11 protein-coding genes are annotated in these 12377 nt (G+C 59.1%); 7 read left to right on the top strand and 4 right to left on the bottom strand.

The window, feature by feature from the left end; translation table 11 throughout:
• Window positions 1–158 precede the first annotated feature (158 nt).
• From S7A_RS17265 to S7A_RS17255, 3 genes are read left to right on the top strand one after another with little or no spacing between them, the layout of a single operon-like run.
• The gene (locus S7A_RS17265) at window positions 159–893 is read left to right on the top strand and encodes a gluconate 2-dehydrogenase subunit 3 family protein (RefSeq protein WP_009092567.1); all 735 of its coding nucleotides are present in this window, start codon (window positions 159–161) and stop codon (window positions 891–893) included.
• A gap of 2 nt (window positions 894–895) precedes the next feature.
• Window positions 896–2680: a GMC family oxidoreductase gene (locus S7A_RS17260; protein WP_009092566.1), complete on the top strand. Its 1785-nt coding sequence runs from the start codon at window positions 896–898 to the stop codon at window positions 2678–2680.
• 11 nt (window positions 2681–2691) lie between these two features.
• On the top strand, window positions 2692–4002 hold the full coding sequence (locus S7A_RS17255; protein WP_009092565.1) for a cytochrome c: 1311 nt from the start codon (window positions 2692–2694) through the stop codon (window positions 4000–4002).
• Window positions 4003–4044: 42 nt separating this feature from the next.
• Here S7A_RS17255 and S7A_RS17250 read toward each other — a convergent pair whose 3' ends face one another.
• Window positions 4045–5454 (bottom strand): MFS transporter, encoded by a 1410-nt coding sequence (locus S7A_RS17250; RefSeq protein WP_033736638.1) that lies wholly within the window; start codon window positions 5452–5454, stop codon window positions 4045–4047.
• Between the two features lie 227 nt (window positions 5455–5681).
• Between S7A_RS17250 and S7A_RS17245 the strand changes: the two genes are divergently transcribed.
• Together S7A_RS17245 and nadS are read left to right on the top strand one after the other, a co-directional pair.
• On the top strand, window positions 5682–6014 hold the full coding sequence (locus tag S7A_RS17245) for a type II toxin-antitoxin system RelE/ParE family toxin (protein WP_009092563.1): 333 nt from the start codon (window positions 5682–5684) through the stop codon (window positions 6012–6014).
• 1 nt (window position 6015) lies between these two features.
• Complete coding sequence (gene nadS / locus S7A_RS17240; RefSeq protein WP_009092561.1) at window positions 6016–6300, top strand: NadS family protein; 285 nt, start codon at window positions 6016–6018, stop codon at window positions 6298–6300.
• Between the two features lie 60 nt (window positions 6301–6360).
• On the opposite strand, the gene abgT is transcribed toward nadS, so the two are convergent.
• The 3 genes from abgT to S7A_RS17225 form a co-directional block, all read right to left on the bottom strand.
• On the bottom strand, window positions 6361–7878 hold the full coding sequence (abgT, locus tag S7A_RS17235; RefSeq protein ID WP_009092560.1) for a p-aminobenzoyl-glutamate transporter: 1518 nt from the start codon (window positions 7876–7878) through the stop codon (window positions 6361–6363).
• Between the two features lie 167 nt (window positions 7879–8045).
• On the bottom strand, window positions 8046–9488 hold the full coding sequence (locus tag S7A_RS17230) for a M20 family metallopeptidase (RefSeq protein WP_033736439.1): 1443 nt from the start codon (window positions 9486–9488) through the stop codon (window positions 8046–8048).
• Window positions 9485–10798: an amidohydrolase gene (locus S7A_RS17225; protein ID WP_009092557.1), complete on the bottom strand. Its 1314-nt coding sequence runs from the start codon at window positions 10796–10798 to the stop codon at window positions 9485–9487. The genes S7A_RS17230 and S7A_RS17225 overlap by 4 nt, the downstream gene beginning before the upstream one ends.
• A gap of 115 nt (window positions 10799–10913) precedes the next feature.
• On the opposite strand from S7A_RS17225, the gene S7A_RS17220 reads away from it, so the two are divergent.
• Entirely contained in the window at window positions 10914–11810 is an 897-nt protein-coding gene (locus S7A_RS17220; protein WP_009092555.1) for a LysR family transcriptional regulator, read from the top strand.
• A gap of 73 nt (window positions 11811–11883) precedes the next feature.
• Window positions 11884–12321, top strand: a complete 438-nt coding sequence (gene yjdN, locus S7A_RS17215; RefSeq protein ID WP_009092553.1) for a VOC family metalloprotein YjdN — start codon at window positions 11884–11886, stop codon at window positions 12319–12321.
• Window positions 12322–12377: the final 56 nt, after the last annotated feature.

Here is a 12377-nt window from a genome sequence, read left to right as displayed (position 1 = left end):
TTCGCGGAACTAAATCTTTGTGAATAGCAGTGTTACAATATGGCGGCTTGTTACCGGTAACAAACCGGCATCAGGGCCGGTATCTGCTGATAAAAACCACTACAACGCAACCACCTATTTTTTCATACCGCCATCCAGCGCGGGAATGAGGCAATGTCATGTCAGAACAAAAAAAGGGTCATTCACGCAGGGATTTTTTGCTGAAGACAATCACCCTGGCGCCTGCAATGGCGGTAGGGTCCACAGCGATGGGTGCTCTCTCCCTGCCGCTGACCGCACAGGCGGCTGAAACGCCGGCTGCACCGCAGAAGGCGCGTGATTATCAGCCCTCCTGGTTTACCGCCGAAGAGTATGCCTTTATCACCGCCGCCGTGGCGCGCCTGATCCCCAGCGATGAACGCGGGCCTGGCGCAGTGGAAGCGGGCGTGCCGGAGTTCATCGACCGCCAGATGAATACGCCCTATGCCACCGGATCGAACTGGTATATGCAGGGGCCGTTTAATCCCGATCTGCCGAAAGAGCTGGGCTATCAGCTGCCGCTGGTGCCGCAGCAGATCTACCGTCTCGGTCTGGCCGATGCCGACCACTACAGCAAACAGCAGCACGGTAAGGTGTTCGCTCAGCTTAGCGCGGAGCAGCAGGATGCGCTATTGCAGGCGATGGAGAGTGGCAGCGCCGAATTCAGCCAGCTGCCCGCTAAAACCTTCTTTGCCTTTCTGCTGCAGAACACCCGCGAAGGCTTCTTCAGCGATCCTGTCCACGGCGGAAATCAGGGAATGGTCGGCTGGAAGCTGATCAACTTCCCTGGCGCACGCGCCGACTTTATGGACTGGGTAGAGCGCGGTGAACGTTATCCGTTCCCGTCAGTATCGATTCGCGGGGAGAGAAGTTAAGCATGGCAAACGAAATGAAAAAAGTGGATGCGGTGATTGTTGGCTTCGGCTGGGCCGGTGCCATCATGGCGAAAGAGCTGACCGAAGCGGGCCTGAATGTGCTGGCGCTGGAGCGTGGGCCGCATCGCGACACCTATCCCGACGGCTCTTATCCGCAGTCCATTGATGAGCTGACCTATAACATCCGCAAAAAGCTGTTCCAGGATCTCTCTAAAAGCACCGTGACCATCCGTCATGATGCTTCGCAGACGGCGGTGCCTTATCGTCAGCTGGCGGCATTCCTGCCCGGCACCGGCACCGGCGGCGCGGGTCTGCACTGGTCAGGCGTCCACTTCCGCGTGGATCCGATTGAACTGCGGATGCGCAGCCATTACGAAGAGCGTTACGGCAAGAATTTCATCCCGGAAGGCATGACGATTCAGGATTTTGGCGTCAGCTATGATGAGCTGGAGCCGTTCTTCGACAAGGCGGAAAAAGTCTTTGGCACCTCAGGCAGCGCCTGGAGTATCAAGGGCAAGGTGGTCGGCAAAGATAAAGGCGGTAACCCGTTTGCGCCCGATCGCTCAGATAACTTCCCGCTGCCCGCGCAGAAGCGTACCTACTCGGCACAGCTGTTTGCGCAGGCGGCGGAGTCGGTCGGCTATCATCCTTACGATCTGCCTTCCGCCAACACCTCCGGGCCTTATACCAACACCTATGGCGCGCAGATGGGGCCGTGTAACTTCTGCGGATACTGCAGCGGCTACGCCTGCTACATGTATTCCAAAGCGTCACCTAACGTGAACATCCTGCCTGCACTGCGCCAGGAGCCAAAGTTTGAACTGCGTAACAACTCGTATGTCCTGCGGGTCAATCTCAGCGATGACAAAACGCGCGCAACCGGCGTGACCTATGTGGACGGGCAGGGGCGCGAGCAGGTGCAGCCCGCTGACCTGGTGATCCTCTCAGCCTTCCAGTTCCACAACGTGCATCTGATGCTGCTGTCAGGCATCGGCAAGCCTTACAACCCGATTACCAACGAAGGCACCGTCGGCCGCAACTTCGCCTATCAAAACCTCTCTACCCTGAAGGCGCTGTTTGATAAAAACACCACCACTAACCCGTTTATCGGCGCAGGTGGCGCGGGCGTTGCGGTTGATGATTTCAACGCCGATAACTTCGACCACGGACCGCTGGGCTTTGTGGGCGGGTCGCCATTCTGGGTCAACCAGGCGGGGACCAAGCCGATCTCCGGCATGCCAGTGCCTGCCGGTACGCCAGACTGGGGCAGTAAATGGAAAGCGGCGGTGGCGGATACTTACACCCATCACCTGTCGATGGATGCGCACGGCGCGCATCAGTCCTACCGCGCTAACTATCTCGATCTCGATCCCAACTACAAAGATGTTTATGGGCAGCCACTGCTGCGCATGACCTTTGACTGGCAGGAGAACGACATCAAAATGGCGCAGTTTATGGTCGGAAAAATGCGCAATATCGCGGAGGCGATGAATCCGAAGATGATTCTGGGCGGCGCGAAAAAGCCGGGCACCCATTTTGACTCCAGGGTTTATCAGACCACCCACATCAGTGGCGGTGCGATCATGGGCGACGATCCGAAAACCAGTGCGGTTAACCGCTATCTGCAAAGCTGGGACGTGCCGAATGTGTTTGTACCAGGTGCCTCTGCCTTCCCGCAGGGACTGGGCTACAACCCGACCGGCATGGTGGCGGCGCTGACCTACTGGTCAGCTAAAGCGATTCGCGAAAACTACCTGAAGAACCCCGGTCCACTGGTGCAGGCATAAGGAACATGGCGATGAAAAATGGCATTCTGGCCCTGATTCTGGGCACCCTGACCTTTGCCGCGCTGGCGGATGAGAGCCAGGACAATCTGGTTAAGCGGGGAGAGTATCTGGCGCGCGCCGGTGACTGTGTGGCCTGTCACACCAGCAAAGGCGGCGCGACCTTTGCCGGTGGTCTGCCGATGGCGACCCCGATTGGCACCATCTACTCCACCAACATCACTCCCGATCGCACGACCGGTATTGGTGAGTACAGCTACGACGACTTCCAGAAAGCGGTGCGTCATGGTGTGGCGAAAAATGGCGATACCCTCTATCCCGCCATGCCTTATCCCTCTTACGCGGTCGTCAGCGATGAGGATATGAAGGCGCTTTACGCCTACTTCATGCATGGCGTGACGGCGGTGAAGCAGCCAAATCGCGACAGCGACATTCCGTGGCCGCTGTCGATGCGCTGGCCGCTGACGATCTGGCGCGGAATTTTTGCGCCCGATGTGAAAGCGTTCCAGCCTGCCGCTCAGGAAGATCCGGTGCTGGCGCGCGGTCGCTATCTGGTTGAGGGGCTGGGCCACTGCGGTGCCTGTCACACGCCGCGCAGTTTCACCATGCAGGAGAAGGTGCTGAGCAACGCCGAAGGCAACGACTATCTGGCGGGCAGCAGCGCGCCGATTGACGGCTGGACGGCCAGCAACCTGCGTGGCGATAACCGCGATGGGCTGGGGCGCTGGAGCGAAGATGACCTGCGTCAGTTCCTGCGTTATGGCCGTAACGATCAGACTGCCGCGTTTGGTGGGATGACCGATGTGGTGGAACACAGCCTGCAGCACCTGAGCGAAGTAGATATCACCGCGATTGCGCGCTATCTGAAGTCACTGGGCGCGAAAGACCCGCATCAGGCGGCCTTCAGCGTGGATGATGCCACCGCCAAAGCTCTCTGGCGCGGCGATGACAGCCAGACCGGCGCGGCGGCCTATGTCGACAGCTGTGCGGCATGCCATAAAACCGATGGCAGCGGCTATAAGCGTTTTTATCCGGCGCTGCGCGGCAACCCGGTGGTACTGGCAGACGATCCGACCTCGCTGATTCACATCGTGCTGGTGGGCGGGCAACTGCCTGGTGTGAACGGTGCGCCATCGACCATTACCATGCCGGCATTTGGCTGGCGGCTGAACGACCAGCAGGTTGCCGATGTGGTGAACTTCGTGCGTAACAGCTGGGGCAATAAGGCGTCAGAGCCGGTGACCGCGAAACAGGTCGCGTCGCTGCGTAAAGATGAGAAGGATCGTCTGGGCAGTGCAGACATCCGGGTGCTGGAAGGCAAATAACCCGTAAAAAGGCCGTCATCATCAGGATGACGGCCTTTTCTTTTAAATATTCTCCAGATCGATCCCGCGGGTTTTCGGCCCGTAAATCCCTACCGACAGCATCACCATCAGCATGCTCAGCACGATGAACGTAATCACGCCCGGCGTGCCGGCGTATTGCAGGATCACCCCGATTAAAATACTGCTGAATACCGTAGAGAGGCGGCTGAAGGAGTAGCAGAAGCCGACTGCCCGCGCCCGGATGTGGGTCGGGAAAATCTCGGTCTGATAGGCGTGGAAGCTGAAAGTCAGCCAGGCGTTGGACCAGGTAATCAGGAAGCCGCAGAGGATCAGCAGCACCGGCTGCGTCTGAAAGGCGAACAGCGTGCCGAATACCACCGTCATCAGCGATGACAGAACAATCTGCCACTTATTCTCCAGCTTGTCGGCATAGCGGCTGCAGATCAGCGATCCCAGCGGATAGGCCAGCGTGATAAAGAAGGCATAGAGCAGGCTGTGTGTCACCGTGGCACCGCGGCCTGACAGCAGCGCAGGCAGCCAGTTACCAAAGCCAAAAAAGCCGATCGCCTGGAAAAAGTTCATCACCACCAGCATCAGGGTGCGCTGGCGATAAGCGGGAGCCCAGATTTCACGAAAGCGCCCGCGTTTGGGCAGCTGTGCAGCCTCGTCATCGGGCAGGATAGCAGGCCCGGCCGGAATGCCGCAGCGCTGCTCCATCGCCGATAACACCTCATGCGCCGCCTGATAGCGCCCCTGCTGCGCCAGCCAGCGTGCCGATTCCGGCAGATTTCTGCGCACCAGCCAGATCACCAGTGAACAGAGTGCGCCTGCGATCACGACCCAGCGCCAGCCTTCCAGACCGAACACGGTCTGCGGCACCAGCCACCACGACATCAGTGCGACGGCAGGCACCGATAAAAACTGCACGAAAAAGGCATAAGCAAAGGCGCGGCTGCGCAGGTGGCTCGGCACCCATTCCGACAGATAGGTATCAATGGTCACCAGCTCGACGCCCAGCCCGATCCCCACCAGAAAGCGGAACAGAATGATCATCTCCGCGCTCTGCTGAAAGGCCATCAGCAGGGAAAAGAGCCCATACCAGAGCAGCGCACACATAAAGGTCAGGCGGCGGCCAAATCGGTCAGCGTAGGGGGCCAGCAGGCTGGCGCCGAAAAAGAGGCCGAGAAAGGTGGCTGACGCAAACGCAGCCTGATCGGAGAAGCCGAGCACGCCCGCCTCACCGGTGTGAAAGACGCCCGCCGCCAGCAGGCCGGTGCTGATATAGCCGGTTTCAAACAGGTCGTAAAGTTCAAAAAAGCCGCCCAGCGCCAGCAGGGTGATAAAGCGCCATAAGCCAGCGGACGCGGGCAGCGCATCAATGCGCCCGGCTACGCTGTTGCGGGCCGCCGATGACGCGTGCATCGGCGGCAGGCGGGTGGAGTGAGTGGTCATATCAGCGTCAACCTCAGGCAGTGTGGGAAACACCCGCAGGCGGTTATGCAGAACGTCAACCGTTAGCAGGCGAAGAAATAGCAGAATAATCAATTCATCTGCCGTTGCCGAGAGGGGCGTTGCTGACGATTTAGCAACATACGTTGCAGGTTTTGCCATCCGTGGGCTTTTTCATGAAGCAGGCTGGGTGTACTATGTACTCCTCATGGAAGAGACAGGAGTGAGCGATGAGTCAGGCAATTGAGTTTATCGAAACCCCGATGTTTACCCGACAGATAAAGCAAATCGCCACGGATGAAGAGCTTCGGGAGCTTCAGAGGGAGCTTATCGAGTCACCGGAGAAAGGCGATCTTATTCAGAAAACCGGCGGACTGCGAAAAATCAGGATGGCGACGGGCAATCAGGGTAAAAGCAGCAGCGCAAGGGTAATTTACTTTCTGGCTACCGCTGAGGTGATTTACCTGATCATGGCTTATCCAAAGAATCTCAAAGAGAACCTCACGGATGCGGAAAAAGCCGTGCTGAAAAAGCTGACACAAAGACTGAAAGAGGAGATATGACATGAGTTTTTTTGATGAGCTGAAAGCATCGCTGGAAGAGGCGGTGGAGATAAAAAACGGTGTCAGAGAACCCGCCCGTGTTACCCATTACGCGCTGGCTGATGTGAAGGCTATCCGGGCGCAGCTTAACGTCTCCCAGAGTGAAATGGCGGCGGCACTGGGAACCAGCCTTGATACGATAAAGAGCTGGGAAAGCGGACGCCGCAATCCGACCGGACTGGCAGCTAAAGTGCTGGCGACTATCCAGAAGAATCCCGCTTTCTTTCAGGAACTGGCTGCGCACTGACATAACTGCAGTGCCGCAGAAAACGTGCCAGCGTTTTGGCTGTATCGCTGGCACGGTGCCTTAAGGCAGTTGCGGCCAGACGCCAGGCCCAATCGGCAGCCCCAGCCAGTACCAGGCGACCAGCAGGGCGATCCAGCTGATAAAGAAAACCAGCGGATAGGGGAAGATCAGCACATAGTAGGTACCCAGTTGCGCATCCTTCTGGTATCGCTGCAAAAAGGCGAGGAACAGCGGCAGAAAGGGCGACATCGGTGCCAGCGGCAGTACCGCCGAGTCAGCTATGCGGAAAATCATCTGGGCAAAGGCGGGATGGAAGCCGAGCAGCATAAACATCGGCACGAACACCGGCGCCAGAATTGACCAGATGGCTGAGCCGCTGGCGATAAACATGCAGAGAAATGCCGACAGAAACATCAGGCCGAGAAATGCGGGCGCGCCGCTGACGCCTGCGCTCTCCAGCACGTCGGTCAGTCCTATCGCCATGAATTTGCCCATGTTGCTCCAGTTAAAGAACGCCACGAACTGCGACAGCGGAAAGACCATCACGATAAAACCCGCCATGCCTTTCATCGGATCGACCAGCAACTGCGGGATATCATCCGGACGGCGGATCTGCCGGGTGGCGACACCATAGGCAATCGCCACCACAAAGAAGAACAGAATGATGATCGGCACAATGCCCTGAATAAATGGCGAGGGGATAATGGCACCGCTGGCGGGATTGCGCAGCGGCGCATGTTCCGGCACGACCAGCAGCGCCATCACGGCGATAAACAGCAGCGCGGCGATCCCGGCGGCCCGCAGGCCGCGGTTCTCCAGCGGCGTCAGCGCCGCCAGCTTTTCGCCGTTGCCCTGCCACTGCGGCAGGCGCGGCTCAACAAGTTTGTCGGTCAGCAATGCACCCACAATCGTCAGCACAATCACCGAGGTGGCCATAAAGAACCAGTTATCGATGACGCTGACATGCACCGTATCGCTGACCGCTTTAGCGGCTTCGGTGCTGATACCTGAAAGCAGTACATCGGTGGTGACGATCAGCAGGTTGGCGGTAAAGCCCGAGGCGACACCGGCGATGGCGGCCAGCAGGCCCGCGACCGGATGACGGCCCACCGCCAGAAAGATCAGCGCACCCAGCGGCGGCATCACCACCAGCGCCGCGTCCGAGGAGATATGGCTGAAAAAGGCGATAAACAGCACCATGTAGCTGGCGTAACGGCGGCTGACGCGTGACGCCATCTTAACCATCAGCGACTGCAGCAGGCCGACCTTTTCCGCCAGCCCGGCACCAATGACCAGCGCCAGAATCGACCCCAGCGGGGTAAAGCTGCTGAAGTTTTTGATGATGTTGGGCAGGATCCACTGCAGACCCGCGACGCTCAGCAGGTTATTGACCCGGACGATTTCGCCATTACCGGGGTTCTTCACCGCCAGATCCAGCGCACTGATAATGGCGGTTGCGACCATCAGCACCACAATCAGATAGACAAACAGTAAAAACGGGTTAGGCACTTTATTGCCTGCGCGTTCGATCCAGCTGAAGAGCCGGCCAGGACTACGGTTCTCGGAGGTTGCTTCCATGGTATGGGTTCTCTTCTTGTCGTCTTGTGACCCCCTTATCGATGGCGGCGCGGGCTGACGCCGGTCGCGACAGGCGACAGGCGGTGAGTTCAGTTCCGGCCCCGCAGAATCAGGGAAGTGTTTGCACTCTTTTTATTCTGGTCCGCGTCAGCGACGCGGCCGCTGGCTCATCCGGCCAGTTTTGTGGGTGTGATCCCCGCAGGGATCGGGCAGTGATAGGGCTGCCCGGCGCGTACCTTCTGAAATTCGGCCTGGCACTCCGCCAGCGCCTGCTCATCCTGCAGCAGCGTTGTCACCGTCGCCGCCATCACTTTGCCCGCCAGCAACATGCCCTTATGCGCGATCGTGGTGCGGCCCTGCGCCACCAGTTGCCAGGTGTGCAGCGGCGTGCCGAAGGTAAAGCAGGGCGCAAAACACTGTGCTGTCGGCGTGACCCAGCTGACATCGCCGACATCGGTGGAGCCATAGAGCAGGTCGCGGGTGACGGCATAGGGCGCGACCTGATCCATAAACAGCCTCTCACCCAGCTGCTCAGCCCAGGCGTGACCGGCTTCGCCACCGATACGGGCGGCGTTCAGGCGGGCATTACGCAGATCGTCATCGGTCAGAGTGGCACGCAGTTCAGCCGCGAACGCGCGCTCTTCGTCGCTGTAGTCGGGCAAACCAAAGTGATGCAAATAGCGCTCCATGACCGCTTCCAGGGCGCGATTAGGCACATAATCAGAGCAGGCTTTGTCAAAACGCACGGTCAGGGTCGTGTCCGTCATCAGGGCGGCACCCCGGGCAATATTGATCACCCGCTGATAGATCGCCTGCGCCTGTGGCAGCGATGGCGCGCGGATCAGATAGAGCACCTCCGCATCGGCCTGCACCACATTTGGCGAGACACCGCCGCTGTTGGTGATGGCATAGTGCAGACGTGCCTCCTGTTCGATGTGCTCGCGCAGAAAGTTGGCCCCGGTATTCATCAGCGTGACGGCATCCAGTGCGCTGCGGCCCAGATGGGGAGAGTTAGCGGCATGAGCCGCGATCCCTTTGAATCTGAACGCGGCCTGAATATTGGCGAGCGTGCGCAGATTGAACATGCCGCTGAAACCTTCCGGATGCCAGGTCACGGCGGCATCCACATCGTCAAACAGGCCTTCACGCACCATAAAGGTCTTGCCCGATCCCCCTTCTTCGCCAGGGCAGCCATAAAAACGCACGGTTCCGCCAGCGTGATGCTGCTCCATCCAGGCTTTAACCGCACAGGCTGCCGCCACGCCGGCGGTGCCGAGCAGGTTGTGACCGCAGCCGTGTCCGTTGCCGTTCACCTCCAGCGGTTCTGGCCGGGCGCATCCGGCCTGCTGGCTGAGACCGGCCAGCGCATCAAACTCCCCGAGGATGGCAATCACTGGTTTGCCGCTGCCGGCGCTGGCGATAAAGGCGGTGTCAATGCCGCCCACGCCGCGCTCCACGATGAACCCGGTTTCGGCCAGCGCATCGGCCAGCAGGGCCGAGGAGCGGGTTTCGGCAAAGCGGGTTTCCGGCGTATCCCAGATGGCGTCGCTGAGCGTGCTGAAACGGTGCTGATGGCGGTCGATATAGTCGGCAATAAAGGCTTCCATCATCGTGTTTCACCATACTGCGCCTGATTGAGCGCCAGCGTCGCCAGCAGCGTGATGGCGTCCGGCATGACCCGCTCATCAAAGTCGAATCGGGCATTATGGTGGCCCGCCGCCAGGTCACAGCCGAAAATGACGTATGAGGCCTGGCCGCCACGCTGCCTGACGCGCTCCATCATATAGGTCGCATCTTCTGATCCTGCCGCCTGCGCTTTGCGATCGACCACGGAATCAAAGATACCGAGCGCGTCTGCCTGCTGGTGAATGAAGTCGACCCACGGCTGCGTCGGGGTGCAGCTGCGCGCCGCACCCATCAGCGTCACCTGCTGCTCAACGCCATACATCGCCGCCGCACCGGCAATTACCCGCAGCGCCTGCTGATAAATATCGTCGTTAACCTGATTGGTGATGCCGCGGGTTTCGACCTTCAGCAGGGCGCAGTCGGCGACCACGTTGCGGCCGGTTCCGGCCTGCAGCACGCCGACATTCACCCGCGCCACGCCGCCGCTGTGCTGGGCCAGGCCATGCAGGGCCAGCGTCGCCTGAGCCGCCGCCAGCAGGGCATTGCGTCCCTCCTCCGGGCGGCCACCCGCATGGGCACCGACGCCGGTGAAGTGGACATCCAGCTTGGTGGTGGCGAGAAAGCTGTCGCTGCCGCACACCACTTCGCCCGCCGGCACGCCGGTGCCAATGTGAATCGCCGTGAAGCGATCCACATCATCGACCACGCCCGCCGCTACCATCGCTTTCGCGCCGCGTACACCCTCTTCAGCAGGCTGAAAAATCAGTTTGATGGTGCCGCTGAGCCGCTCTTTCATCGCCATCAGCACTGAGGCAAGCCCCAGCCCGATGGTGGTGTGGCCATCATGACCGCAGGCGTGCATCATGCCCGCATTGCAGGAGGCGAACCCTTCCCGCTGCGGCAGATGATCGCTGGCCTGGCTCTCATTGAGATCCAGTGCGTCCATGTCCACGCGGAAGCCCATCACCGGGCCGGGACGGCCGGTTTCCAGCGTCGCCACGATGCCGCAGAATCCGCCGGAAAAGTGGCTGATCCACTGCGGCAGCGCGCCCTGTTGTAACGCCCGCGCCTCCTGCTGTTTCAGCACGGCGGCGTCGGGCAGGCCCATCCGCGCCTCTGCGTCGATCACCTCACGCCCCAGCTTTAGCTGATAACCGAGCTGATGCAGCTCTTCAGCGACCAGCGTGGCGGTGCGAAACTCCAGCCAGCCCGATTCGGCGTAGTGATGGAAGTCACGACGCCACTGCTGAAGCTGCGGCAGCCTTGCACTGACGTGGTCGGAAAGGGTTTTCATCGGCTCTGTCCTCGTTGTTGGTTTTTTATGCACTGCTTCGAATCTACACAATGGAATTGCCGGGCATAAGATGCGAATATCTTGTGACTGATAAACAACGGTTATCAAAAAAGTTATGTCCGCTAATCTCAAACTTCATCAACTGCGTGCGTTTGTTGACGTGGCGCGGCAGGGCAGTATCCGTGCGGCAAGCCGTGTTTCGGGGCTGTCGCAACCGGCGCTGACCAAAGCGATTCAGGAACTGGAGCGTGAGCTGGGAGCAAAACTGTTTATCCGCCGCCAGCAGGGCGTCGTGTTGACCGATATCGGTGATAACTTTTTCCGTCATGCCAGCCTGGTGCTGGCGGAGCTGCGGGTCGCCGAAGAGGATATCCAGCAGCGGCTGGGGCGGGGCGGGGGGCAGGTGAATATCGGCATCGGCAGCAGCGTAGCGCGTACTGTTATGCCGCAGGTGATCAACCAGTTTCATCGGGAATATCCGCTGGTCAAGGTGCGCATCGTCGAAGGCCAGCTGGTGTCGATGGTGCATGAGCTGCGTCAGGGAACGCTCGATTTCACCATCAATACTTATGACCAGAGTCATCTCGATCAGGAGCTGATGTATGAGCGGGTGATGGAGCGGGAATATAAGGTGGTGGTTCGCAAAGGCCATCCGCTGGAAAAAGCCCGTTCACTGGCGGCGTTGCAGCAGGCGGACTGGACCATGCCGACGCCGAAAGGCAGCTATTACCGCCTGTTGCACGACCTCTTTGGCGAGCGCGGCATGGCACCCAAAATCGTGGTGACCTGTGAAACCTTTATGGCCTGTACCAGCCTGGTGGCGCAAAGCGATTTCATCAGCATTCTGTCAGCTGATGTGATTGACGATCCGGTTCTGGGACGGTCGCTGGTGGCGCTGACGCTTGACGAACCCCTGCCGAAAGCGATTTTTTATCTGATTCAGCGTAAGGAGACCGCGCTGACGCCCATGAGCAGCTATATGGCGCAGCTGTTTCGCCGTTATTGCCAGTAAAATCAGCGAGTAAAGTCGATCGTCTACACTCTTAAGGTACTGTAAAAATCCAACCGACAATATAGAGGTGAAGATGCAAGTCAGTCCTTATCTGTTTCTCTATGGCCGTTGTGAAGAGGCTATCGACTTTTACCTGCAGGCGACCGGGGGCGAGTTGCTCGCGAAAATGAAGTTTGGTGATATGCCGGATCAGGGAGAGCAGGTTGGCGATCAGTCCGCAGCGCCGCAGCCACCCGAGAAGATCATGCATGCGCAACTGCGTATTGGCGACGGCGAGCTGATGCTCAGCGACGGTAACACCGATCAGCCACCGGCGTCGGAACATGCCGGTTATGCGGTCAGCCTTTCCACCACCGATGTCGAAGAGGGTAAAGCGTGGTTTGAAAAACTGTCGGCAGGCGGCAAGGTGACAACGGAGTGGCAGGAGACTTTCTGGTCGAACGGCTTCGCCATGTTTATCGATAAGTTCAACATTCCGTGGCGCATTAATGTGGAGAAGTCGCAGGATTAAGCGGCTGACGGACGTCACAGGACGTGACGCCATACCAGCAGAAACACAAGGCGGCG

Source organism: Pantoea sp. Sc1 (assembly GCF_000255315.1).
GTDB classification, from domain to species: Bacteria; Pseudomonadota; Gammaproteobacteria; order Enterobacterales; family Enterobacteriaceae; genus Pantoea; species Pantoea anthophila.
This window is presented reverse-complemented; position numbering and strand designations above follow the sequence as displayed.

Excerpts from the sequence above, each read along its gene's own strand:
- S7A_RS17245 (WP_009092563.1), top strand. The coding sequence starts at position 5,682 with ATGAGTCAGGCAATTGAGTTTATCGAAACCCCGATGTTTACCCGACAG.
- S7A_RS17225 (WP_009092557.1), bottom strand. The coding sequence starts at position 10,798 with ATGAAAACCCTTTCCGACCACGTCAGTGCAAGGCTGCCGCAGCTTCAG.
- S7A_RS17255 (WP_009092565.1), top strand. The coding sequence starts at position 2,692 with ATGAAAAATGGCATTCTGGCCCTGATTCTGGGCACCCTGACCTTTGCC.
- abgT (WP_009092560.1), bottom strand. The coding sequence starts at position 7,878 with ATGGAAGCAACCTCCGAGAACCGTAGTCCTGGCCGGCTCTTCAGCTGG.
- yjdN (WP_009092553.1), top strand. The coding sequence starts at position 11,884 with ATGCAAGTCAGTCCTTATCTGTTTCTCTATGGCCGTTGTGAAGAGGCT.
- S7A_RS17260 (WP_009092566.1), top strand. The coding sequence starts at position 896 with ATGGCAAACGAAATGAAAAAAGTGGATGCGGTGATTGTTGGCTTCGGC.
- S7A_RS17250 (WP_033736638.1), bottom strand. The coding sequence starts at position 5,454 with ATGACCACTCACTCCACCCGCCTGCCGCCGATGCACGCGTCATCGGCG.
- S7A_RS17265 (WP_009092567.1), top strand. The coding sequence starts at position 159 with ATGTCAGAACAAAAAAAGGGTCATTCACGCAGGGATTTTTTGCTGAAG.
- S7A_RS17230 (WP_033736439.1), bottom strand. The coding sequence starts at position 9,488 with ATGATGGAAGCCTTTATTGCCGACTATATCGACCGCCATCAGCACCGT.
- S7A_RS17220 (WP_009092555.1), top strand. The coding sequence starts at position 10,914 with ATGTCCGCTAATCTCAAACTTCATCAACTGCGTGCGTTTGTTGACGTG.
- nadS (WP_009092561.1), top strand. The coding sequence starts at position 6,016 with ATGAGTTTTTTTGATGAGCTGAAAGCATCGCTGGAAGAGGCGGTGGAG.